Genomic DNA, 21,597 nt, shown 5'->3' on the forward strand with positions numbered 1-21,597 from the left:
TATTAGTAGCGGTAAGGTGTGCAGTTCTCACCCTACCAACAGAGTTATATCGCTAATCATAGAGGATAAAAAATAATGTCTAAGCCAGTTATTTTGTGTGTTGATGATGAGAGAATTGTGTTAAATAGTCTGAGGACGCAACTGTCAAGAGCATTCGGTAGTGATTACCTCTATGAAGGAGCGGAAGATGCGGATGAAGCTCTAGAGTTAATCGAAGAACTTAATGAGGAAGATATAAGTATTATTTTGATTATTTCTGATTGGCTAATGCCGGGAATTAAAGGAGATGAGCTGCTGATTCGGATTCACAAAAAATTCCCCAAAGTTATTAAAATTATGCTAACTGGTCAAGCTGACGAAGCAGCGATTAACCGAGCTAAGAACGAAGCGAATCTCCATTGCTGTTTGTCTAAACCTTGGTCGGAAGCCGAACTGTTGGAAACGATTAAATCTGGTTTAGCGCAACTATAGCCGAGTTGTTGAAAACTATTAAATCCGGTCGGTCTCAATTATGGCTCTACAAGTAATTGTCTGTGTTGATGATGAGAAAACTGTACTCCGAAGTCTGAAAGCAGAACTTCAAGAGGCAATCAGTAATGATTATATCATCGAAATTGCTGAAGGTGGGGAAGAAGCATTAGAATTAATCATGGAATTGCTAGACGATGGCTATGAAGTCCCGTTAATTATTTCCGACCATATTATGCCTGAAATGAATGGAGATGAGCTGTTAAGGCGAGTTCATATCATTTCACCCAAAACTCTGAAAATCATGCTCACAGGACAAGCAGATATTGAAGCGGTAGGAAATGCTATCAAAAATGCAAATTTATATCGTTATATCGCCAAGCCCTGGCAGCAAGAAGACCTGAGTTTGACGGTAAAAGAAGCTGTCAATAGTTACCATCAAAACAAACTGTTGGCGGAACAAAATGCCCAACTCCAGCAAATGAATAGCGAGTTGGCAAAGTTAAACTTTGACCAAGCATTACTGATTGCCCAACTCAATGAAAACGAAAATCGCTTGACACAGTTTTTGGAAGCAATGCCAATTGGTGTGGGGGTGCTGGATGCTGAGGGCAAAGTTTACTATATCAATCATAAAGCCAAAGAGATATTTGGTAAGGGAGTGGTGCCGGATATAAATTCAGAACAATTGTCAGAGGTTTATCAAACTTATCGAGCAGGCACCGATCGAGAATATCCTCCTGAAGACTTGCCAGTTGTGCGGGCGTTGAGAGGAGAAAATGCCGCTGCTGACGATGTAGAAGTCCACAACGGCGACAAAATTATTCCCTTAGAAATTTCGGCAACTCCTATCTACGATCGCACCGGAAAAATTACTTATGCTATTAATACCATTCTAGATATTACCGATCGCAAAAAAGCTGAAGCCGAGCGCAAAAATCTGATTACAGAACTTTTTCAAGTTAATAGTAATCTGGAACTGGCGCTAGATACAGAAGTAAAAATCACTGAGGCGACAAGTCGCTTTGTACCAAATCAGTTTTTATCTTTTTTGGGATATGACAGTATTGTTGATGTTAAATTGGGAGATGCGGTAGAGTTGGAAATGTCGATTTTGTTTTCTGACATTCGCGATTTCACAACGATTTCGGAACAGATGACACCGCAAGATAATTTTAAATTTATAAATTCATATTTGAGTTATATGGAACCGCTGATTGTGGAAAATCATGGGTTTATTGATAAATATATTGGCGATGCAATTATGGCTTTGTTTAGCGAGGGCGCTGACAATGCTGTGAAAGCGGGGATTGAGATGCTGCATACTCTTGCTGAATACAATCAATATCGCGTTTCTATGGGCGATGTGCCGATCCAGATTGGGGTGGGAATTAATACTGGTTCTTTGATGCTGGGTACTGTTGGCGGACGCAATCGGATGGACGGTACTGTGATTGGCGATGCGGTTAATTTGGCTGCTCGGATTGAAAGTTTGACGAAGAATTACGAGGTGCCGCTGTTAATTACTCAGCAGACTGTCGATGGCTTGAGAAATCCTGCTGATTATGGGATTCGCGTGATTGATAAGGTTCAGGTTAAGGGGAAGTCTGCATGGGTTACTGTTTATGAGGTTTTTGATGCAGATTTGCCGTTCGTTAAAGCGGGGAAGTTGGCTACTTTGCCAGTGTTTACTGAGGCTTTGTCTTTGTACAATATCTATAATTTTACTGAAGCGGCGGGGTTATTTGCTGATTGTTTGCGGCAAAATCCGGGGGATAGGGTGGCTCGAATTTATTTGGCTAGGTGTCAGTAGTTAGTTGACAGTTGACAGTTGACAGTTGACAGTTGACAGTTGGCAGTTGTTATTTGTTATTTTTGAATATCTCGCAATAATCAATAACTAATAGCGTTCGCGAGCGGGGACGCTCGCACTAATAGCGTTCGCGAGCGGGGACGCTCGCACTAATAGCGTTCGCGAGCGGGGACGCTCGCACTAATAATAGCGTTCGCGAGCGGGGACGCTCGCACTAATAGCGTTCGCGAGCGGGGACGCTCGCACTAATAGCGTTCGCGAGCGGGGACGCTCGCACTAATGACTACTGACTACTGACTAATTTGCTCGATCGGCATTTCGATGATAAATTCGGCTCCTTGCCCTGGTGCAGACACGCAAGTCAGCATCCCGCCGTGCTCTTGGAGGACTCTGTAGGAAATGGACAGGCCCAAACCGGTGCCTTTGCCTGCGGGTTTGGTGGTAAAAAAGGCCTCGAATAATTGCTGGCAAACTTTTTCGGGCATACCGGGGCCGTTGTCAGAAACCCGAATTACAGCATTGGAGTTTTGGACTTCCGTCTTAATTTTAATCTTGCTGCGGTTAGCTTTGGCTTCGAGAACCGATCGCCCTGCGTTGTATTCCTCGATCGCGTCGATCGCATTTCCGATCAAATTCATAAACACCTGATTGATTTTACCGGAATAGCACTCAACTAAAGGCAAGTTGCCATATTCTTTAATTACGGCAATTTCGGGATAGTTGCCTCGGGCTTTCAGGCGGCTTTGCAGGATTAGCAGCGTTCCTTCAATGCCTTCGTGTAGATTAACCTTGGTCATTTGAGAATCGTCTTTGCGAGAGAAATTTCTGAGCGATCGCACAATTTCCCGAATGCGATCGGCTCCAATCTGCATCGAAGAGATAGCTTTTGGCAAATCTTCTAAGAGAAAATCTAGCTCGATATCCTCAATTTTCTGTTGAATTGATGCCGGTGGCTGTGGGCAGTGCTGCTGGTACATATCGATTAAATTCAGCAAATCTTCGGTATAGTGACCTATGTGGACGAGATTGCCGCAGACGCTACTAACGGGATTGTTAATTTCGTGAGCAACACCGGCTACCATTTGACCGAGGGTAGACATTTTCTCGGTGTGAATTAATACTGCTTGAGTTTGCTGCAATTCCTGTAAAGTATGTTCGAGCTGAAGTTTTTGCTGGGTTAACTCGGTTTGCGATCGCAGCAAAGCTTCCTCGCTGCGTTTTTGTTCGGAAATATCAGTAATTAACCCTTCCAAAGCGAGCAATTCGCCTGAGTCGGAATATACTCCCAAACCTTGCTCCCAAACCCATTTTAATTCCCCGTTTTTAGAAGTTATGCGGTAATTTAACTGATATGGTCGATTTTCTCGCAGGGCAATTTCTACGGCATTACAGAAGATTTCGCGATCGTCCGGGTGAGTCAATTCCGATAGAGAAACTTGCGGGGTGCCGATAAATTCTTCGGGAGAATAGCCGGATAATTGATAGCAGCCTTCGCTGACAAACTCCATACTGCGATCGGCATCGTTGCGAAAGCGGTAGGCCATCCCCGGCAAATTGCTCATTAGGGTGGACAAGGCGCGCTGGCTTTCCCGCAGGGCTTCTTCTGCGTGTTTGCGATCGGTAATATCTGTCATCACCACGAGCACGCAGAGTTCCCCCTCCAAATGAATCAATTCGGCTGACACCAAACACACCACCACCGATCCCGACTTCACCCGAAATTCGCATTCGGCGTTGCGAACAACACCCTGTACTTGCAGCAATTGCCTAAAATCAAGTCTGTTTTGAGGCTTTACCCAAATATTTAATCCCGCTACTGTATTGCAGGTCATTTCTTCTAAACTGTAACCAGTTATCGATAAAAAACTATCATTAGCTTCTATAAAACGACCCTCAGCAAAAGTAGTAATAGTCATTGGATCTGGACTCGATCGAAAAGCCTTAGAAAACTTTTCCTCCGACAAACTCAACCTTTTAATAGCTTCTTCCAACTGACTTGTCCGCTCTTTAACCCGGCATTCCAATACCTCGTTAGCCTGCTTCAGAGCAACCTCTGCCTCCACCCGATAAGTGATATCGCGCACCACGGCTTGCAGCCGCATTTTGCCGCCGATATCCATAGAAGTTAACAGCACTTCCGCCGGAAACTCTGAACCGTCCAAACGGCAGTGTACCCAGTCAAAACGACTATTTCCTGTTTCCATAGCCGTATTAATTCGCTCTAGAGAAAGACTCATAGAATCTTGCCCGTTCGGTTGCAGCCGCGGGCTAAATTCCGAAGGATGCTTGCCACAAAACTCCGATTCACTGCTGCATCCAAATAAAGTTAAAGTAGCCGGATTGCAATCTAAAAAACTCTTTTCGTCTAGCAGCATTACCGCATCTGTCGTCGATTCGTACAGAGTGCGAAACTTTTTTTCTGAAGCTTGCAAAGAAGCAATCAACTGCATTCTTTCTTCTCCAGCCCGCTTTTGGTTAGTAATGTCCTGCATTACTTGAGAAAAGCCCTGCAACTCTCCGCTTTCATCCCGCAAAGGAGTCACAATAATCTTCGCCCAAAATCGGGAGCCATTTTGGCGGAACCGGTAGCCTTCACTTTGATATCTACCTCTTTCGCTAGCTGTGATTAATTTTTCTTGGGGTTTGCCAATTGCAATATCTTCAGGCGTATAAAAGCATTCAGAATTTTTCCCAACTATTTCGCTAGATTCATACCCTAAAATTCTTTTGGCTCCCGAATTCCAGCTTGCTACATACCCCTTAGTATCTAGCATGAATATAGCATAATCTTTAACACCTTCTATTACCATTCGCAGGCGTTCTTCACTTTCTCTAAGCCTAGATTCGGCATTTTTGCGCTGGGTAATATCTTCGACAAAACCTTCGTAGTAGAGCAATTGACCGCCTGGGTTGCGGACTGCGCGGGCATTTTCCGCGATCCAAATTACTGTTCCATCTCTGCGATAAATCTGCGACTCAAAATCTGACACGATGCCTTTTGCTTGCAAAGCAGAAATAAAATCATTGCGGCGATCGGGATTGACGTAAAGCTGATCGCTAATATTAGTCAGACTGTCCATCAATTCTTCGGCAGAATTATATCCGTAGATGCGAGCCAAAGCTGGGTTAGCGCTGATGTAGCGACCGTCATGGGTTGTTTGGAAAATGCCGGAAACAGCATTTTCAAACATACTCTGATATTTTGCTTCCATTTGGTGCAGTGCCTCCTCTATATTCAGGCATTCTATCGTTTTATTTTCTAATTTACAGTCGTTCGTTTTGTTTGCTAATTTTTGGTGTGCCATTTTTGAATACCCTGGTGTGTTTTTGTGAAAGATTCAATATTGTTGAGTGTCTGTTAGTAGTATAGATGCTGGATCGCCAAGTCGATAAATCCACCGCCGAGCCGTGCGATCGTTGTTGTCAAGCCTTAATTGCTTGCAACACATATCAGGACACAACGCTGTGTTGTGTCCCTACAGAATATGTGTATTGGATCCGATCGAGAACGGCTAGAGTCTGAGATTCTCCGGACACTGCTGTATTTATTGACTTCATCTACTGCGCCGTTAGTTGTTAGTAGAGTTACGAAAGTTTAACCAGTCGGGTTTATTTTATTTTGAGCTACAAATGACTGTCAAAATCGGATTTGCCAATCAATCTGCTGAAAGTTGCGATCGTTCGATCCAAACTCGTCTGTTAAAAGCTTCCTGAATAAATGAGGAATAATTGTACAGGCTGAAATTAGCTGTAAACTGTTTTTTCCTGTTTCGGCAGTGACTTTGACAACGATCGCTCCAAAGTACAGTACCAACTGCTGATTTTTTAGACGATCGCCCCATCGGCTGGCAAACTTGCTGCAAGCAATCCGCCACTCTAGCTGAATGCTGCCACCAATGGTGCCAGTTACCATTGATTTTTGCTGGCAGATTATATAGCTGACGGTCGATCGCTCTTTAGTAGATGAGGCCCCTATCTAAAATTGTCACAATCCGAGGGAGCATTGTTGTATCAAAAAATTCATATTGGGCTAGTTTCGTGGAATAAATTCTGTAGCCGTTACATAAATCCTACCCAAAGCGACCCAAAATTAGGCAATGTTGGATGCCTCGGGGCTTCGTTTACTTCCTGCTTCATCCTGGTAGTGTCGGCACTTGTCCAGTCCACAGGCTAACCCCGCCTAACTGACGGTTTTTGACAAATTGATTGCCGCATTTAAGTCGCGGTCAATCTTAAAACCACAATGGCTGCATTCAAACATTCGCTCACACAGAGAGAGTGTTTCTTTTTTGGTTCCACAATTAGAACAGGTTTTTGAGCTTGGGAACCAACGGTCAACTATTACCAACTTTGAACCGTACAACTTGCACGCTCTAGGTTAACTGGCGGCGGAACTCAAAGAAACCCATATCAGCAACTGATGCAGCCAGTTTATGATTAGCCATCATCCCGGATACATTCAAATCCTCTATAACTATTACACCGTGGTTTTTGGCAAGTAATGTCGTTAGTTTGTGCAACGTATCTTTACGGATGTTAGCTATCTTTCTATGCAATCTAGCTATTTTGAATTGTGCTTTTTGCCAATTACTCGAACCGATGACTTTATGGCGACTAAACCATTGCATCCTTGAGAGTTTTGCTGCGTATTTTTTGTAAGATTTAGCACCTATAACTACTTCACCTGTTGAGAGAGTAGCCAATGCTTTAATACCGAGGTCAACTCCTACAATATTTGTTTGGCATGATTCTTGTTGTTCTACATCAAACCTGAAACTGATAAACCACCTGTCGGCAATCCGGGATATCGTGCAAGATTTAGTCAATACTTGCGGTAACTTTTCATAAGTTTTAATGACGCCAATTACAGGAACTTGGATTTTGTTGCTCGCGCTTATTTTGACTGTTCCTTCTAATGTGAAAGAATCTCCCCTTCCTTTTTTCTTAAACTTCGGTACGCCAGCAGTCTTTTTAAAACACCGTTTCCATGCTTCTCGCAATGCTATTAATGCGATCTGCGGTGTAGATTTGCTGCACTCGTAATACCAAGCATTCTCTGATTTTACCAAAGCTATCAACAGTTTGTGCAGGTCAATAGCTGTAGGAAATTTGAGTTTTTCGTTGGGATTGGCTTTATTGTGGTCGAGAATGTTTTTGGTCAACCACAGTCCCCAATTCCAAGCGTGACGAGCTACCCCACAATGTTTGGCTAGCAGTATTCGCTGTCGGGCATTAAGTTTTAATTCGGTTTTAAATCCGAGTAGCATGGCATTCCTTTATTTGGCTCGCGGCATATATTTCTTGCTTGCACTGTCTGATTGTGACCAATATCAGACACCGCAGCAAGTATGGAAAATCTAACAGAAGACAAAAGCTACCCACGATCGGGCGCATATGGGCAACTTTGTCTAACAATCTAGTTACAGTTTTTCGCCCTGCTGTCATTTTGGCAAAAATTTGGGTCAGGGCGCGCCAAATGTCGGCAGCAACTCTGGTAAAATCCCGATCGACACTCGGCCCAGGCCCGACATCAAACAGCCCACCCCAGCAAAAAATTCATTGTCGCTACATGACTGATTCTTCCGTACTTACAACACCAGATATATCCGCAGCTTCAACTTTGACAGCGGACTCTCCCCTGTGGCCAGCCCTGCTGCAACAACTGTTAGACAGACAATCTCTTTCGCACGTCCAAGCTGCCGACTTAATGCAGGGATGGCTGGCAGAAGCCATACCCCCCGTGCTTTCAGGAGCCATTTTAGCAGCCCTCCAAGCCAAAGGCATCTCGGCCTCAGAATTAGCAGGAATGGCTCAGGTATTGCAGTCTCAGTCCCTGACGGGCGAGTCCCAGAGCGTTGTCGATCGCCAATCTCCCATCTCGAATCTCAAATTAATTGATACTTGCGGCACAGGCGGCGATGGTGCGTCCACATTTAACATTTCCACTGCTGTAGCCTTTGTGGCTGCTGCGGGCAAAGTTCGAGTCGCCAAACACGGAAATCGATCGGCATCCAGCAAAGTCGGTTCGGCTGACGTGTTGGAAGCACTCGGAGTCAACCTGGGCGCCGATCCTGCCAAGGTAAAAGCTGCGGTAGACGCTACGGGCATCACCTTTTTATTTGCGCCTGGGTGGCATCCCGCACTTAAGGCTGTAGCATCGCTCCGACGCACTTTGAAGGTGCGGACTGTTTTTAACCTTTTAGGGCCGCTCGTCAATCCTATGCGCCCTACAGGGCAGGTAATCGGGGTGTTCGATCCCAGTCTGGTATCAACTATTGCCCAAGCTTTGGGCGAGTTGGGAACTGAGTTGGCGATAGTCGTTCACGGCCGAGAAAAGTTGGATGAGGCGGGTTTGGGTGATGTGACGGATTTGGCGGTTTTGTCGGGCGGCCAGGTTGAACTGACAAGTTTGCATCCGGAACAGGTAGGATTGACGCCAAGTGCGATCGGCTCGTTAAAAGGCGGAAATGTTGAGGAAAACGCCGAGATTTTGAGCAACGTGTTGCAAGGCAAAGGTACAGCAGCACAAATGGATGTTGTAGCTTTGAATGCGTCTTTGGCTTTTCAGGTGGGAGGTGTAATTCCGATCGGTTCCCACGCAGCAGGAGTTACTTTGGCCAAGGAGATTTTATCGAGTGGTGAATCTTGGTTGAAGTTGCAGCAGTTGGTGGAGTTTTTGCGGTGAAGGAATAAGTTCGGCAACGATCGATGTGCGGGATTTAACGGATTAATCAAGGTACAAGGTACGTAGTTGGGCTTTAGCCCTCTATACAGGTATGTTGAAAGAGGGCTGAAGCCCAACTACGTACTTATTTCCATGATGACAAGAAAAGCACCCTGCTTTTTAAGGGGGATGCGAGGGAAATCTGTGGGTAACAAAAAGTGTTAAGTGAACCGTATTGCGTTACATCTGTTACATAATCCGCTGCCGAACTTCTCTCTATGAGCGCGAGCGAAATTCAATCACATCTTGCTTAATAGTCACATCTTTATTACCAAAAAAATCGTGACCGAGCAGCCCAATTTCTAGTGCTGGGGAGATGGGTACAACTATATTATTAATCGCCAAACCGCCAGCTTCAATTGAAGTAAGACTGCCGAGAGAAAAAGTAGCCTCTCCGTTCGGAGTTTTTGCTTGCACGGTTCCTTTAGGAACTATCCCCAAAGCGGTAGCCATTGCTGGTGTAATGACGGTGCGGCTGGCTCCCGAATCCACCATCATCTCAAACTTTTGTTTGCCATTAAAGGTGACTTCTATGACTGGGATATTAGCTTCTCGGCGTTTAATTTTGACTAGAAACACTCCCGACTTGGTATCAGGCGAAGCAGGCGAAGCAGGCGAAGCAGGCGAAGCAGCGGGAGTCGATTCTTGAGGGAGAAAACCGCATACCGATCGACTCAAGCTGACAGTTTGACCGCTGGAGTTCCGCATAAAGCATCCCTCGCTCTCTTGAGCTGTCGCTCGCGAAGAGTAGACGGCGGTGTCAAGTAAAATTGAGCTGCTCAGAGAAATAACTGCTGTTAAAGCCAGTAAAGGTTTCCGCAGGTTTTGAGGGTTCAGCAGAGGCTTGATTGAATTGGAGGATAAAGGTAAGGGAGATTGGCCGATCATAATTTGATTAAACGGTTTAGCTCGATCGTAACAACGACAACTGCCTTTTGGCATAGATAGCCCTGGACTCCGGCACCAACACATTCTGCCTCGGCTGGCACAAATTCCAATAATATCTGTATATTGCCGGCTAGCATCAAATCCCAGGCAGTGGTAAGAATTAAACCAAACGACTGTAATTTAAGGATGCCATGTCACTTTCAACTGCACAACCCGCTCTCCTAGTCCTAGCTGACGGTACTGCTTACCGCGGCTGGTCTTTTGGCGCTGACGCCACCGTCGTCGGCGAGGTCGTATTCAACACGGGAATGACGGGCTATCAAGAAGTTTTGACCGATCCGAGCTATTGCGGTCAAATTGTCACTTTTACTTATCCAGAATTGGGCAATACCGGGGTAAACCTCGAAGATGAAGAATCTTCGCGGCCGCAAATCCGAGGTGCGATCGCCCGTAACGTATGCAGCCGACCCAGCAACTGGCGCTGTTCAAAATCCCTGCAAGATTACCTAAAACAGTACGACATCCCAGGTATTTACGGCATCGATACCCGCGCCCTGACTCGCAAAATTCGCACCGTAGGAGCCATTAACGGCGGCATTTCGACCGTGATTCTCGACCAGGCGGAGCTTTTGGAGCAAGTCCAAGACGCCCCCAGCATGGCCGGGCTGAATCTGGTGAAGCAAGTAACCACCCGCGAGGTTTACGAGTGGTCTGAAGCCACGGATGCTGTGTGGGAGTTCAGTCCGACAGTTAAGCCTGCTAATGGCAAAATGTGGACAGTGGTAGCCCTAGACTTTGGCGTCAAGCGCAACATCCTGCGCCGTTTGGCGAGTTACGGCTGTCGGGTAATTGTTGTACCCGCCGACACGTCAGCGGAAGCAATTCTCAAATACAACCCGGATGGCATTTTTCTGTCCAACGGGCCTGGAGATCCTTCGGCGGTAACGGAAGGGATCGCGACGGCGAAAGCTTTGTTGAAGTCGGACAAACCTGTGTTCGGCATTTGCATGGGACACCAGATTCTGGGCATTTCCTTGGGTGCGGAAACTTTTAAACTGAAGTTCGGGCACCGGGGATTGAATCATCCAGCAGGTTTAACTCAGCAGGTAGAAATTACTAGCCAAAATCACGGTTTTGCGATCGACCCTGATTCCCTAGTCCCGGAAGTAGAAATTACTCACCTCAACTTGAACGATCGCACTGTAGCCGGATTGAAGCACAAAACCTTACCCCTGTTCTCAGTCCAGTACCACCCAGAAGCCAGTCCGGGCCCCCACGACGCTGACTATTTGTTCGATCGATTCGTCCAGTCAATGCGAGACAATCAGAAAGTACCAGCTTAGTCATTGGTCAATAGTCAATAGTCATTAGTCATTAGGAAACATGACCGATTACCAATGACTGATGACCTGTTTGGCCAATGACCTGTTTGGCCAATGCCCAATGACCAATGCCCCATGCCCCATGCCCCATGCCCAATGCCCCATGCCCCATGCCCCATGCCCCATGACCCATAACTAAAAAACTGTAGACAAAATACCAAAAAACTCCTATAATGAAGCCTCGACTTTAAGCCATACCTAGCTAGGAGGGTGTCATTCCTGAGTCATTGACCCTGACCGTTAGCCTCAGAGGCACTCGCGAAGTCAAGAATAACCATCAGTTATTTCGCTTGACTGGCCTGCTGGACGCTTTTTCTGAGGCCACTTTTCGGAAGGTACTAAGCAAATGTATTGACGAGGGCCCAAAACACGTAATTTTGGACTTGTCTCAGATAGATTTTGTGGATAGTTCAGGCTTGGGCGCACTTGTGCAACTTGTCAAGAAAGCCCAAACCATGGAAGGGACATTGCAAATTGTCTCAAATCCCCGCGTAACTCAGACTGTTAAACTGGTTCGCTTAGAGAAATTTTTGTCTTTGCAGCCTTCGGTTGATGAGGCGGTAAAAAACGTCAAGGATGCTTGACGCTACAGTGGGTTTAATTCGCTATCCGGCGATCGATGCTGGATAGCAAATTCTTATGGTTGTGCCGCGAGTTTTCAGCTCGCTTGTCTGTAGAAGATCTCAGTTTCTCACAGAGCACACTCCTGTGAAAGCTATAATTATCTGAAGTGACAAAAGACGAAATAAGTAAGTGTAGAAAAGCCAAGCTGTGCCGAAGTTTTATTTAAAAAAGTATGTCGCTGATCGCCGATGACAACCCAAAGCTGAGTCTGACAGATCTCGGTTTAGATCGAATCCATCCTCCGAGGGCGACACCCGCAGAAATAGAAAGAATTTCGCCCGCAGCATGGGCATATTTGGGGGATGCAGTTTACGAACTCTACATTCGGAGTTCGTATTTAATGCCACCGAGAAGATTGCAAGCTTATCACGAATTGGTGGTGGGGCAAGTACGAGCAGAAACTCAAGCGCGTCACTTGCGATCGATCTCTCCTTACTTGAACAGTACAGAATTAGCAATTGTCAAGCGCGGCCGCAATGCCGTATCGGGCCGTTCTAAGCGAGCAGATCCAGAAATATACCAACAAGCCACCAGCTTAGAAACGTTGGTTGGATATTTGTACCTGACAGACCCCGAAAGATTGACCGAAATTTTGGGATTTTTAGAACTTGATACTGAAAGTATTTAGCCGAAATTTGGGAAGAGTGAGGAATTAATTGATAATTCTGGCACGGTTAGCCTAAAACAGCAAAAAGCTCGCGAAGACAAACAAGATTGATATGTCGATCCTTAGCAAGTTAAGCAGCAGTAAAATCCTTGCTCCCTCAATCTAACATCTAAAATCTCAAAGCCCTAAGATTGCTCCCTCAATCCTAAATCCCAAATCTAAAATCTAAAATCGTGTTGACCACAACAAACAAATGAGAAAATTTACTAGACCAAACTCCTCGCGATCGAATTCCGACAGCAAGCCCTGGAGCAGCGAAGGCCGCCGTCAGGACTCACAACCGTCCTCTGCCAGATTTGAACGCAAGCCCCGTCCCGACACTCGCCCAACAGACGCCCCTCAAAAGCGATCGACCTTTTCGCCCCAATCCCGAGAAATGCCCGTGCGAGCAATTTTCAAACGGAGAGTCGATTCCGACAGCCAACCCACCGGCAGAAATAATTTCCCCGACAGAGACAGAGACGGAGACGGATACAGCAGCCCGCGGCCAGCCCGCAACAATTTCCGAGACAGAGACAGCAGCCCGCAGCCAGCCCGCAACAATTTCCGAGACAGAGACGGCAGCCCACAGCCAGCCCGCAACAATTTCCGAGACAGAGACGGCAGCCCGCAGCCAGCCCGCAACAATTTCCGAGACAGAGACGGCAGCCCACAGCCAGCCCGCAACAATTTCCGAGACAGAAACAGAGACAGCAGCCCGCAGGAATCCCGGGGCAATTATTACAAAGACAGAGACAAAAACAGAGACAGAGATAGTAGCCCGCCGGAATTCCGCGGCAACCATTTCCGAGACAGAGACAAAGACAGAGACACTCGCCCGGTAGACACGAACTCAAATACAGTCGTGCAGCCAGACGCAGACACAGATGACATGATTTACGGCCGCCATGCAGTGCAAGCAGCCTTAGAAAGCAACCAAGTCCTGAACCGAATTTGGGTTGTCCCGCACCTGCGCTACGATCCCCGCTTTCACAGCTTGCTAACCGAAGCCAAGGCCAACGGCAGCATTATCGACGAAGTTGACGATTTGCGCCTCGACTACATCACGCGCAAGGCAAACCACCAAGGCGTAGCCGCCCAAGTATCAGCTTACGAATACCTGGATTTGAGTGAACTGATCGCACAGGCTAAGGCTGCTTGTGCAGATCCCGTAATTGTGGTAGCCGAAGGACTCAACGACCCCCACAATCTAGGGGCGATTATTCGCACCGCAGAAGCATTGGGAGCTCAGGGGATGGTGATTCCGCAGCGACGGGCAGTTGGGATTACCTCGGCAGTGAGAAAAGTGTCAGCCGGCGCATTGGAAAGCCTGCCAGTGGCAAGGGTTGTGAATCTTAACCGGGCCTTGGAAGAATTGAAAGAGGCTGGATTCTGGATTTACGGCACAGCAGCAGGCGTGGGTGACTCATTAGAGACAATCAACTTCTCCGGGCCGACTGTTTTAGTTGTGGGCGGTGAAGCCGACGGTTTGAGCCTTTTGATACAGCGCGGATGTGATGGATTAGTTTCAATTCCTTTAAGGGGAAAGACTCCTAGCCTGAATGTCTCGGTAGCAACGGGAATGGCTTTATACGAAATTTACCGCCAGCGCGGGCCGAAAAAATTTCACGTCCACGGATAGTCAAATTGGTTGAAAAAAACAGCACAACAGAGTAATTTATGTAAGTAGCTAAAGCCTGGTTATCGGTGTCTCTAGCTACTGAGACCTCACTACCAAAATATCGAGTAGAATGTCACCTGAGAAAACACCTAATATGTACTCAAATTAGAGCCCAACTGCATAACAAACAGATAACTCTGAGGATAAAGCACTTTGGTTATTCCCAATAGGTAAGCAACTACGGTGATGCAAAAATATGCGAATGCCGCCAAAACATTGAGCGGTAGTACCCTCCGAACAAGTAATAATACATCGGCCGCCGTTACGGACAGGCGAAAGTAGAAGGGGCCTTCTCCCTACTTTCCAACAGGAAATCGACACCAATCTATTTAGATATTGACTTTAAATAGGTTTGGATTGTTTCTTTGTAGCATTAAAGCCGCGTAAATAACAAAAGCGCAGGCGTTGCCCGCAGCACCCTGAAAACACCGTTAAATACATTAGAAGAAAAGCAGATGAAAGAACTCTTGATTAGCTTGCTCAACTTTTTCGGATTGGCTTGGTGGGTTGAAGTGAAAACTTCAGCGCCGCGGTGTATTTACTATTTTGGCCCCTTCTTGACGGCTCAAGAGGCGGAATCTGCAAAAGCAGGATATATAGAAGACATAGAAAATGAAGGTGCAGAAGGTCTGAGTGTTTCCATTCAGCGCTGCAAACCTATTGCTTTGACGGTTGCAGATGATTTGGGAAAGTTTGGTGAGGGAGGGTTGTTGCCTGTTTTGAGCAGCCAGTAGCAGCAGGAATTTTGAGTTTTGAGTTTTGAGTTGTCAATTTAAATCCGGCAATATCGGAATTATACCCTGCAAGGGAACCCCGATCGCCATTTGGGACGATCGCACTGTTTAACTCGGATGCCAACGCCAACGATATAGCTTCAAAACTCTAGACGGTTGGATGATTGATTGCTTCTAAAAATTCAAAACTCAAGACTCGGAATTGCCAACTGCTTGGGGGTGACTCTCAATCCACCGATCGATATCTGTGACTACCCGATCGGGAATTTCCCAAGGAAATAAGTGGGCTGTATTGGGATAGCACTGCCACTGACTGTCCTGAAGGTGGCGGGCTGTTTCTAAACTGGATGCTGAGGTGATATGTCGATCGCCCTCTCCGGCCAACACCAAGCACGGACATTGAATCTCGCCGAGTTGTGGTAAGCGATCGTATCCGGCTCTGAGAGCGGTATTTAACGCCTTTGTAGCCTTGTGGGAAGTCTGGAGGTAGGCGGGAGTACCTGCTGCGGCTAAGTAGCGGTAAGGGGTGGCTGTATGCTGCTGGATCAAGTAGCGAAAGAGCGATCGCCTGCCAAAAGTATCAATATTCCACTGCCAACCGGGTACCACCCAGTTGATAATTCCGGCTAAACCGGTGTAAAGATTATCTTGCCAAGAAATGGGCGGGTGACTTCCGCGCGGTTTGGCGGCGGATGCGAGGAGAATCAAACCGGTGACTCGCTGGGGATATTTCATGGCTAATTCCAGGGCTAAAATGCCTCCCAAAGACCAGCCGATGACTAAAGTGCGATCGACCCCTAATCGGTCTAGAAGTGCTTCTAAATCAAGCAAGTGGTCGGTCATTTCAAAGGAATTTGAGGTGCGACTGTTGCCATATCCGCGCAAGTCTGGGGCGATCGTCCGAAACCGCTGTGATAGGTGTTCTGTGAAGACAGACATACAATCGCCGGAACCTGGATGGCCGTGCAAGCAAAGGATCGGAAATCCTTCGCCTTTGACGGAAACGTTGAGTTTTGTGTGGGACATTTTCTGATTTGGCGATTATATAAATCTACGTTATTAAGGTATGTTGTTGCGCTTCAGCGCTCTTGTCTATATGAAAGAGCGCCCAAGCGCAACAACGTACCTAATTATGTTAATCGCACTTTAAACCTGCCGCAGCCGCTGTCGGATACTTGACGGGAACAAAAGCAAGGCCTAACTGCTTTCCGACAAAGAGTTCTTCATTGAGCGGAGTTCCTTCGATGTATTCTTGAATTAAGTAAAAATTTCCATTTTCTGGAAAGCGATGAACCTAGGAGTGCACTCGCACTTATAGAGTTCCTCCAGGGCTTTAGCTTCTTTTTCAAATAGTGCTTTTGCTCCTTGCAAAACTTGCGAATCTTTAGATTGAGGAGGCAAAATTTCCTTGACTACACAAGGAGAATTTTCTAGTTGCTTTAAATCCTTAGCTGTATAGGTAATCGCAAACCCTCCCCGCCCCAATTTTTCGATAATTTCGTAGCGATCGCACAGACATTTTTAAAAGCTGGGATTATTACTAATATAATCGGCAATTTTAGCAATAGACTTGCGGATTTGTAGATCGCCACTGGTGCGGCTGTCTATCACAGTCATCACATAGGCTTCGCCGTCAATGTTCATCGCTAAAGTTGTGCCTAGCACCAGGGAATTCTCCCCGGTTTTTTCGCCCAACCACTGAGCTTTACTTCCTTTCAAGGCGGCAAATCCCAAAGCGCGATCGTACTGCTGGTTGAGAGTTTCTACTAACAGTTTAGCGCCCGGTGTTTCGCCGTTGTAAATTTGCACCATCATTTCGGTGAGTTCGTTAGCAGTTACGCGGTTGGGCCCGGAACCGGGGTTGGCGGGCATAGTTTTTTCCCCCATTAATTTGAAGTTCACGCGGGTGACTTGGTAGCCGCGATTTTCTAAGAATTGATTGATGTAATCGGAACCCAAATAATCGATCAGTTGATTGGTGGCGATGTTGCTGCTGCGATCGATCATTTCTTCTAAAAGTAGCTGTACCGGGTAATTGCGCCTAGACAAAATTTTTGTCGATGAGTCTTCGGTGAAATTGCCCGGATCGACGAATACTTCATGGTTCAGACTGATTTTTTCTTTGTCGAGTTTTTGCATCAGGGCGACAGCTATCGGCACTTTAATTAAGCTGGCCGGGCTGATAGGAGGCACATCGCCCCGGAGGTTGACGCACTCTCTAGAAAGGTGGCAAATCCCGATCGACGCTTCATTCGACAAACCGCTTGAACGGGCAACCTCTGCCAAAAAATCGGATTTTGCTTGCTGGACTTGAGAGGTTGCTACGGTTAAATTTTCCCGGTATTCTTGAGCTTTGGAGGCTGTGAGGGGAGCTAAAAATGAATTTTGGGGAACTTCTTGTAAGTTGTTTAGGGCCTGGTGCCACAAAAATTGAGTTTGCTGCGAAGATTCGATCGACTGATTTGACTTCCCTCCCGTTTCTACGGCTCGGTTGGCTAAACGGACTGCTTGCTGTAAGTTGTCGTTAGATCTCTGTTCTACTAATATTTGAACTTCCACCTCTTGCAACTGCTGTACCAATTTTTCTTGAGAATTGCCGGCGAAGGGAACTAAGCCAGAGAGCAGGGTTGGTTCTGGGGAGGGTGAGGCGGGTTGTTCTAGTTGGGTGACGAGCCGATCGCGAATTTTGTAGAGTTCGTCTAGGGAACGCGGATTAGATGATTGAGCAAGTGAACTGGCGATGGTTAACACCTGAACCAGTCCGATGCTGGCTGCTACTGCCGCCATCTTGTTTGCGATCGACAAAAAACGGCTGAACCCTGGCATACTCGACATCCTCAACACAACCAAATTCAATCTAATCAGCTATTATTGCACGATTCAAACGATTTTAGATTTTAGATTTTAGCCGCAGCCGTAGGGTGCGGATACATCGACAATCCTCAAGAAAGAGCGACAATCGATCGAGCGACGCACTTTTTCTTTTCAAGGGATGAGGAAACCAACCCAACATTTTTGTGGTAGCAAGCTTGTTGATAAATCATATAAGGTGCGTCGCCACAAAATTGTGGATTTAATTTAGGGATTTATCGCAGGCGACACACCCTACGAATACTGACAACTGACTAATGACTTCTGCCAAAATAAAGGGAGCGATCGCACCCAATGGCGATCGACCCCTTTAAAATATTGCGAACTATCTACTTTCTGCGGCGGCGCCGCCAATCAACACCCAACCGCTTGAGATAATCCCAGCCGCGTTGGGGCCAAACATGAGCGCTACCAGTCTTTTCAGCAATCCAGCGAGCTACTTTGGGGCCTGTCCAGTCTCCGCCGTCGGGGGCGGGGCCTTGGAGGGCTTGTCGCAGTTCTTCTTGCTGTTCGGGGCTCAGCAAGGATTTGGCAGGAGGGGGCTGGCGGTCTCCGCTGCGGTTTCTCACAGAGTTAGGCCCTTCTCGGTTGTAGCGCTGGACAATTTCTTTGGCGTAGTCGTAGTTAATCCCTACGACTTGGGCTGCTTGTTTGATAGTCCAATTTCGGGAAACTAAGAGTAGCAAGTGCCAGCGGCGCGACTCTGTGGTGTTTTGTGCCTGCCGGTAGCGAATTTTGAGTTCCTCTGCCGTCAGGTGAGATTCTAAGTGAGCTTTAGGTGGCATTCCTCCAACGGGGCATCGGGAACTTCTTACCATATATCTTTGGTTTTGGGGAGAATTCCGGATGAAATTGTCTTCTTGGGGATCGTCGCGGCAAATACGTAGCTTTTTTTACCGCAGATGCAAGCATAGAGACGCAGTTGAAGAAGGGCTGTAAGTGCGTGCAATTGCCAGCTATATTGGCTAAGTGGCTGAAAGTAGAAATGATAAAGGTACGAGCATGGCATCCATCCGCGAGTTGCACCGACAACTGGTCAATAAAGAACGCTCTGCTGTGGAAATTACTCAAGAAGCATTAGACCGAATTACCCAGCTAGAGCCGAAATTGAAAAGCTTTCTGTGCGTGACAGCAGACAGCGCATTGGCGCAGGCCCACAAAGTGGATGCCCAAATCGCAGCAGGCGAGGAAATTGGGCTGTTGGCCGGAATTCCGATCGCCGTTAAAGACAATATGTGCACCGAGGGCATTCCCACAACCTGCGCCTCTCGGATTTTGGAAAATTTTGTCCCTCCCTACGATGCAACCGTCGTCTCCAAACTCAAAGCAGCCGGTGCGGTGATTCTGGGCAAGGCCAATATGGACGAGTTTGCCATGGGGAGCTCGACGGAAACTTCGGCCTATCAAGTTACCGCGAATCCTTGGGACTTGGAGCGCGTGCCCGGAGGTTCTTCTGGCGGTTCTGCCGCAGCGGTAGCCGGCGGAGAATGCGTCGTTAGCTTGGGTTCGGATACTGGAGGTTCGATCCGCCAACCTGCTGCTTTTTGCGGTTTGGTGGGGCTGAAACCGACCTATGGGTTGGTTTCTCGTTACGGTTTGGTGGCCTACGCTTCTTCTCTCGATCAAATCGGGCCCTTTGGCCGGACTGTTGAGGATACGGCGATTTTGTTGGGGGCTGTCGCTGGTTATGACAGTAGAGATTCCACGAGTCTCAATGTCCCAATTCCTGACTACGCCCAAGCTTTGAGACCCAGTTTGCGACCGAAGGGTCAGATTAGAATTGGTGTAATTAAAGAAACTTTTGGGGTCGGGTTGGACTCTGGTGTTAAAGACGCCGTGACAAAGGCGATCGAGCAATTTCAACAATTGGGCGCAGAAATTCAAGTCGTTTCTTGTCCCCGGTTCCGCTACGGTTTGCCCACTTACTACATTATTGCTCCCTCGGAAGCTTCGGCGAATTTGGCGAGATATGATGGAGTAAAGTATGGTTTCCGATCGCCCGATCCCGAAAATCTTTTGGATATGTATGCCAAAACTCGCGCTCAAGGGTTCGGTGCAGAAGTTAAACGCCGGATTGCGATCGGCACTTACGTGTTGTCCGCTGGATATTACGACGCCTATTATCTCAAAGCTCAAAAAGTTCGGACTTTGATTAAAGAAGACTTTGAAAAAGCTTTTTCTCAAGTTGATGTTTTGGTCTGTCCCACTGCTCCGACTACGGCTTTTAAGGCAGGCGAAAAATTCAACGACCCCCTGAGTATGTATTTGTCAGATTTGATGACTATTCCGGTGAATCTTGCTGGTTTGCCAGCTTTGAGTTTGCCCTGCGGATTTGATGATAAAGGACTGCCGGTGGGTATACAACTGATTGGTAATGTTTTGCAAGAATCTCGGCTGTTTCAAGTGGCTCATGCTTACGAACAATCCACTAATTGGCACTTGCGTCACCCGGAATTGAATTAATTTTTGAAATTCGGCGGAACGCTGCTGCGGAAGTTAGTAATCGATCTAAAGCTAATCATATGAATTAATCATTTGTCATTAGTTTTTGACCGATTTCTAATCTCCCGCGTGTCTTATTTTCTATGAACAAGTTACTGGTATTTGTTTTGTCTAAATCCCTCATAACTTTTGGGATAGTTTTGGCGATCGCTTATTCTGCTGCTTGTGTATTGCTATTTGTAGCGCAAGGTAAGTTTATCTTTTTTCCGGCGCGGGCGATCGAAACTACGCCAGATGATTTTAAGTTGAAATATCAAGATGTTTGGCTGCAAATTCCAGCTAAAACAGCGGCGCTGGAAATGGAAAGCGTACATGGGTGGTGGATTCCTGCCTCGGAAAACCCCCGCAAATTTCGGGGGGAAGTAAGAGAGGTGGTTCCACTTCAACCATCCCAAACCCCCCCCAGCCCCCCCTTGTTAAGGGGGGGAGTCAGAGAGGCTGTTCCTGTCCCCCCCCTTAACAAGGGGGGGTTAGGGGGGGTTCCGGTTCCCCCACTTCACAAGGGGAACTTAGGGCGGGTAGTTTTGTACCTGCACGGTAATGGTTCAAATGTGGGAGCAAATGTCGAACACGCTAATCGATTTCATGGCTTAGGTTTGTCAGTATTTCTGATCGATTATCGCGGTTATGGAAAAAGTCAGGGCGATTTTCCGAGCGAATCTCGGGTTTATGAGGATGTTGAACAGGCCTGGGATTATTTGGTGAAACAGCGGGGGATTAACCCAAATCAAATTTATATTTACGGTCATTCTTTGGGAGGGGCAATTGCGATCGATCTAGCAGTGCGGCACCCGGAGGCTGCGGGGTTAATTGTGGAGGGTTCTTTTACTTCGGTAAGGGCAATGGTAGACTTCCAAAAACCGCTATTTAGGGCGTTTCCGATAGATTTGTTGCTGGCGCAGCGGTTTGATTCTCTGTCAAAAGTCGATCGCCTGCAAATGCCGGTACTATTTATTCACGGGACTGCTGACACTGTAGTTCCAGCCGAAATGAGCAAAAAAATGTTTGATGCAGCACCCGAACCCAAACAGCTTTACATGGTTCCCAATGGAGGACACAATAATGCGGCACAAATCGGCGGTGCAGAATATCTGCGGGTAGTGAGCAAATTTTTATTGTAGGGTGCGTCAGCTCATAGTGCGATCGTAAAAAAAGATAAAAAAGGGTACGTAGTTGCGCTTGGGCGCTCTTATCTTATATATATGAAAGAGCGCTGAAGCGCAACTACGTACCTAAAGATCGACACCTATAAACGGCTTACCAA

19 protein-coding genes are annotated in these 21,597 nt (G+C 46.9%); 10 read left to right on the plus strand and 9 right to left on the minus strand.

Going from position 1 to position 21,597, the window contains the following annotated elements:
* Window positions 1–75 precede the first annotated feature (75 nt).
* Window positions 76–471: a response regulator gene (locus tag JGK07_RS00940; RefSeq protein ID WP_293155470.1), complete on the plus strand. Its 396-nt coding sequence runs from the start codon at window positions 76–78 to the stop codon at window positions 469–471.
* A 40-nt stretch (window positions 472–511) separates the two neighbouring features.
* Entirely contained in the window at window positions 512–2,281 is a 1,770-nt protein-coding gene (locus JGK07_RS00945) for an adenylate/guanylate cyclase domain-containing protein (RefSeq protein ID WP_293174918.1), read from the plus strand.
* A gap of 290 nt (window positions 2,282–2,571) precedes the next feature.
* Here JGK07_RS00945 and JGK07_RS00950 read toward each other — a convergent pair whose 3' ends face one another.
* From JGK07_RS00950 to JGK07_RS00965, 4 genes are all read right to left on the minus strand, one after another.
* Entirely contained in the window at window positions 2,572–5,586 is a 3,015-nt protein-coding gene (locus JGK07_RS00950; protein WP_293174915.1) for a PAS domain S-box protein, read from the minus strand.
* A gap of 332 nt (window positions 5,587–5,918) precedes the next feature.
* Window positions 5,919–6,194 (minus strand): hypothetical protein, encoded by a 276-nt coding sequence (locus JGK07_RS00955; RefSeq protein WP_293174912.1) that lies wholly within the window; start codon window positions 6,192–6,194, stop codon window positions 5,919–5,921.
* A 267-nt stretch (window positions 6,195–6,461) separates the two neighbouring features.
* Entirely contained in the window at window positions 6,462–6,644 is a 183-nt protein-coding gene (locus JGK07_RS00960; RefSeq protein ID WP_363319142.1) for a zinc ribbon domain-containing protein, read from the minus strand.
* Between the two features lie 10 nt (window positions 6,645–6,654).
* The gene (locus JGK07_RS00965; protein WP_293241258.1) at window positions 6,655–7,548 is read right to left on the minus strand and encodes an RNA-guided endonuclease TnpB family protein; all 894 of its coding nucleotides are present in this window, start codon (window positions 7,546–7,548) and stop codon (window positions 6,655–6,657) included.
* 302 nt (window positions 7,549–7,850) lie between these two features.
* On the opposite strand from JGK07_RS00965, the gene trpD reads away from it, so the two are divergent.
* Window positions 7,851–8,966 (plus strand): anthranilate phosphoribosyltransferase, encoded by a 1,116-nt coding sequence (trpD, locus tag JGK07_RS00970; RefSeq protein ID WP_293175013.1) that lies wholly within the window; start codon window positions 7,851–7,853, stop codon window positions 8,964–8,966.
* Window positions 8,967–9,221: 255 nt separating this feature from the next.
* Here trpD and JGK07_RS00975 read toward each other — a convergent pair whose 3' ends face one another.
* A complete protein-coding gene (locus tag JGK07_RS00975) occupies window positions 9,222–9,947 on the minus strand; it encodes a retropepsin-like aspartic protease (protein WP_293174902.1) in 726 nt (241 codons plus the stop codon).
* Between the two features lie 137 nt (window positions 9,948–10,084).
* On the opposite strand from JGK07_RS00975, the gene carA reads away from it, so the two are divergent.
* The 5 genes from carA to JGK07_RS01000 all read left to right on the plus strand — a co-directional run bounded on the left by carA (window position 10,085) and on the right by JGK07_RS01000 (window position 14,960).
* On the plus strand, window positions 10,085–11,236 hold the full coding sequence (gene carA / locus JGK07_RS00980) for a glutamine-hydrolyzing carbamoyl-phosphate synthase small subunit (RefSeq protein ID WP_293174899.1): 1,152 nt from the start codon (window positions 10,085–10,087) through the stop codon (window positions 11,234–11,236).
* A 266-nt stretch (window positions 11,237–11,502) separates the two neighbouring features.
* Entirely contained in the window at window positions 11,503–11,859 is a 357-nt protein-coding gene (locus JGK07_RS00985) for an STAS domain-containing protein (RefSeq protein ID WP_293155451.1), read from the plus strand.
* A 212-nt stretch (window positions 11,860–12,071) separates the two neighbouring features.
* Window positions 12,072–12,527: a ribonuclease III domain-containing protein gene (locus JGK07_RS00990; protein WP_293241260.1), complete on the plus strand. Its 456-nt coding sequence runs from the start codon at window positions 12,072–12,074 to the stop codon at window positions 12,525–12,527.
* Between the two features lie 232 nt (window positions 12,528–12,759).
* A complete protein-coding gene (rlmB, locus tag JGK07_RS00995) occupies window positions 12,760–14,187 on the plus strand; it encodes a 23S rRNA (guanosine(2251)-2'-O)-methyltransferase RlmB (protein WP_293225556.1) in 1,428 nt (475 codons plus the stop codon).
* A gap of 494 nt (window positions 14,188–14,681) precedes the next feature.
* A complete protein-coding gene (locus JGK07_RS01000) occupies window positions 14,682–14,960 on the plus strand; it encodes a DUF1816 domain-containing protein (RefSeq protein ID WP_293174890.1) in 279 nt (92 codons plus the stop codon).
* Window positions 14,961–15,149: 189 nt separating this feature from the next.
* Here the strand turns inward: JGK07_RS01000 and JGK07_RS01005 are convergent, their stop codons facing one another.
* The 4 genes from JGK07_RS01005 to JGK07_RS01020 all read right to left on the minus strand — a co-directional run bounded on the left by JGK07_RS01005 (window position 15,150) and on the right by JGK07_RS01020 (window position 18,616).
* On the minus strand, window positions 15,150–15,986 hold the full coding sequence (locus JGK07_RS01005; protein ID WP_293174887.1) for an alpha/beta hydrolase: 837 nt from the start codon (window positions 15,984–15,986) through the stop codon (window positions 15,150–15,152).
* A gap of 231 nt (window positions 15,987–16,217) precedes the next feature.
* The gene (locus tag JGK07_RS01010; protein ID WP_293290668.1) at window positions 16,218–16,445 is read right to left on the minus strand and encodes a hypothetical protein; all 228 of its coding nucleotides are present in this window, start codon (window positions 16,443–16,445) and stop codon (window positions 16,218–16,220) included.
* 36 nt (window positions 16,446–16,481) lie between these two features.
* Entirely contained in the window at window positions 16,482–17,786 is a 1,305-nt protein-coding gene (locus JGK07_RS01015) for a serine hydrolase (RefSeq protein ID WP_293174881.1), read from the minus strand.
* Window positions 17,787–18,160: 374 nt separating this feature from the next.
* Window positions 18,161–18,616 carry a helix-turn-helix domain-containing protein gene (locus JGK07_RS01020; protein ID WP_293175010.1) on the minus strand — a complete coding sequence of 152 codons (456 nt, stop codon included), beginning with the start codon at window positions 18,614–18,616 and terminating at the stop codon, window positions 18,161–18,163.
* A gap of 217 nt (window positions 18,617–18,833) precedes the next feature.
* On the opposite strand from JGK07_RS01020, the gene gatA reads away from it, so the two are divergent.
* Together gatA and JGK07_RS01030 are read left to right on the plus strand one after the other, a co-directional pair.
* Window positions 18,834–20,294, plus strand: a complete 1,461-nt coding sequence (gene gatA / locus JGK07_RS01025; protein ID WP_293241288.1) for an Asp-tRNA(Asn)/Glu-tRNA(Gln) amidotransferase subunit GatA — start codon at window positions 18,834–18,836, stop codon at window positions 20,292–20,294.
* Window positions 20,295–20,416: 122 nt separating this feature from the next.
* Window positions 20,417–21,454 carry an alpha/beta fold hydrolase gene (locus JGK07_RS01030; protein ID WP_293206098.1) on the plus strand — a complete coding sequence of 346 codons (1,038 nt, stop codon included), beginning with the start codon at window positions 20,417–20,419 and terminating at the stop codon, window positions 21,452–21,454.
* Window positions 21,455–21,597: the final 143 nt, after the last annotated feature.

The sequence above is a fragment of the Microcoleus sp. PH2017_24_DOB_U_A genome (assembly GCF_020738205.1).
GTDB lineage: Bacteria > Cyanobacteriota > Cyanobacteriia > Cyanobacteriales > Microcoleaceae > Microcoleus.

What these genes read in the sequence shown, in the direction of transcription:
- JGK07_RS01030 (WP_293206098.1), top strand. Translation starts at nt 20,417, where the DNA reads ATGAACAAGTTACTGGTATTTGTTTTGTCTAAATCCCTCATAACTTTT.
- JGK07_RS01020 (WP_293175010.1), bottom strand. Translation starts at nt 18,616, where the DNA reads ATGCCACCTAAAGCTCACTTAGAATCTCACCTGACGGCAGAGGAACTC.
- JGK07_RS01000 (WP_293174890.1), top strand. Translation starts at nt 14,682, where the DNA reads ATGAAAGAACTCTTGATTAGCTTGCTCAACTTTTTCGGATTGGCTTGG.
- JGK07_RS00955 (WP_293174912.1), bottom strand. Translation starts at nt 6,194, where the DNA reads ATGGTAACTGGCACCATTGGTGGCAGCATTCAGCTAGAGTGGCGGATT.
- trpD (WP_293175013.1), top strand. Translation starts at nt 7,851, where the DNA reads ATGACTGATTCTTCCGTACTTACAACACCAGATATATCCGCAGCTTCA.
- JGK07_RS00945 (WP_293174918.1), top strand. Translation starts at nt 512, where the DNA reads ATGGCTCTACAAGTAATTGTCTGTGTTGATGATGAGAAAACTGTACTC.
- JGK07_RS01005 (WP_293174887.1), bottom strand. Translation starts at nt 15,986, where the DNA reads ATGTCCCACACAAAACTCAACGTTTCCGTCAAAGGCGAAGGATTTCCG.
- rlmB (WP_293225556.1), top strand. Translation starts at nt 12,760, where the DNA reads ATGAGAAAATTTACTAGACCAAACTCCTCGCGATCGAATTCCGACAGC.
- JGK07_RS00965 (WP_293241258.1), bottom strand. Translation starts at nt 7,548, where the DNA reads ATGCTACTCGGATTTAAAACCGAATTAAAACTTAATGCCCGACAGCGA.
- carA (WP_293174899.1), top strand. Translation starts at nt 10,085, where the DNA reads ATGTCACTTTCAACTGCACAACCCGCTCTCCTAGTCCTAGCTGACGGT.
- JGK07_RS00940 (WP_293155470.1), top strand. Translation starts at nt 76, where the DNA reads ATGTCTAAGCCAGTTATTTTGTGTGTTGATGATGAGAGAATTGTGTTA.
- JGK07_RS00975 (WP_293174902.1), bottom strand. Translation starts at nt 9,947, where the DNA reads ATGCCAAAAGGCAGTTGTCGTTGTTACGATCGAGCTAAACCGTTTAAT.
- gatA (WP_293241288.1), top strand. Translation starts at nt 18,834, where the DNA reads ATGGCATCCATCCGCGAGTTGCACCGACAACTGGTCAATAAAGAACGC.
- JGK07_RS00950 (WP_293174915.1), bottom strand. Translation starts at nt 5,586, where the DNA reads ATGGCACACCAAAAATTAGCAAACAAAACGAACGACTGTAAATTAGAA.
- JGK07_RS01015 (WP_293174881.1), bottom strand. Translation starts at nt 17,786, where the DNA reads ATGCCAGGGTTCAGCCGTTTTTTGTCGATCGCAAACAAGATGGCGGCA.
- JGK07_RS00990 (WP_293241260.1), top strand. Translation starts at nt 12,072, where the DNA reads ATGTCGCTGATCGCCGATGACAACCCAAAGCTGAGTCTGACAGATCTC.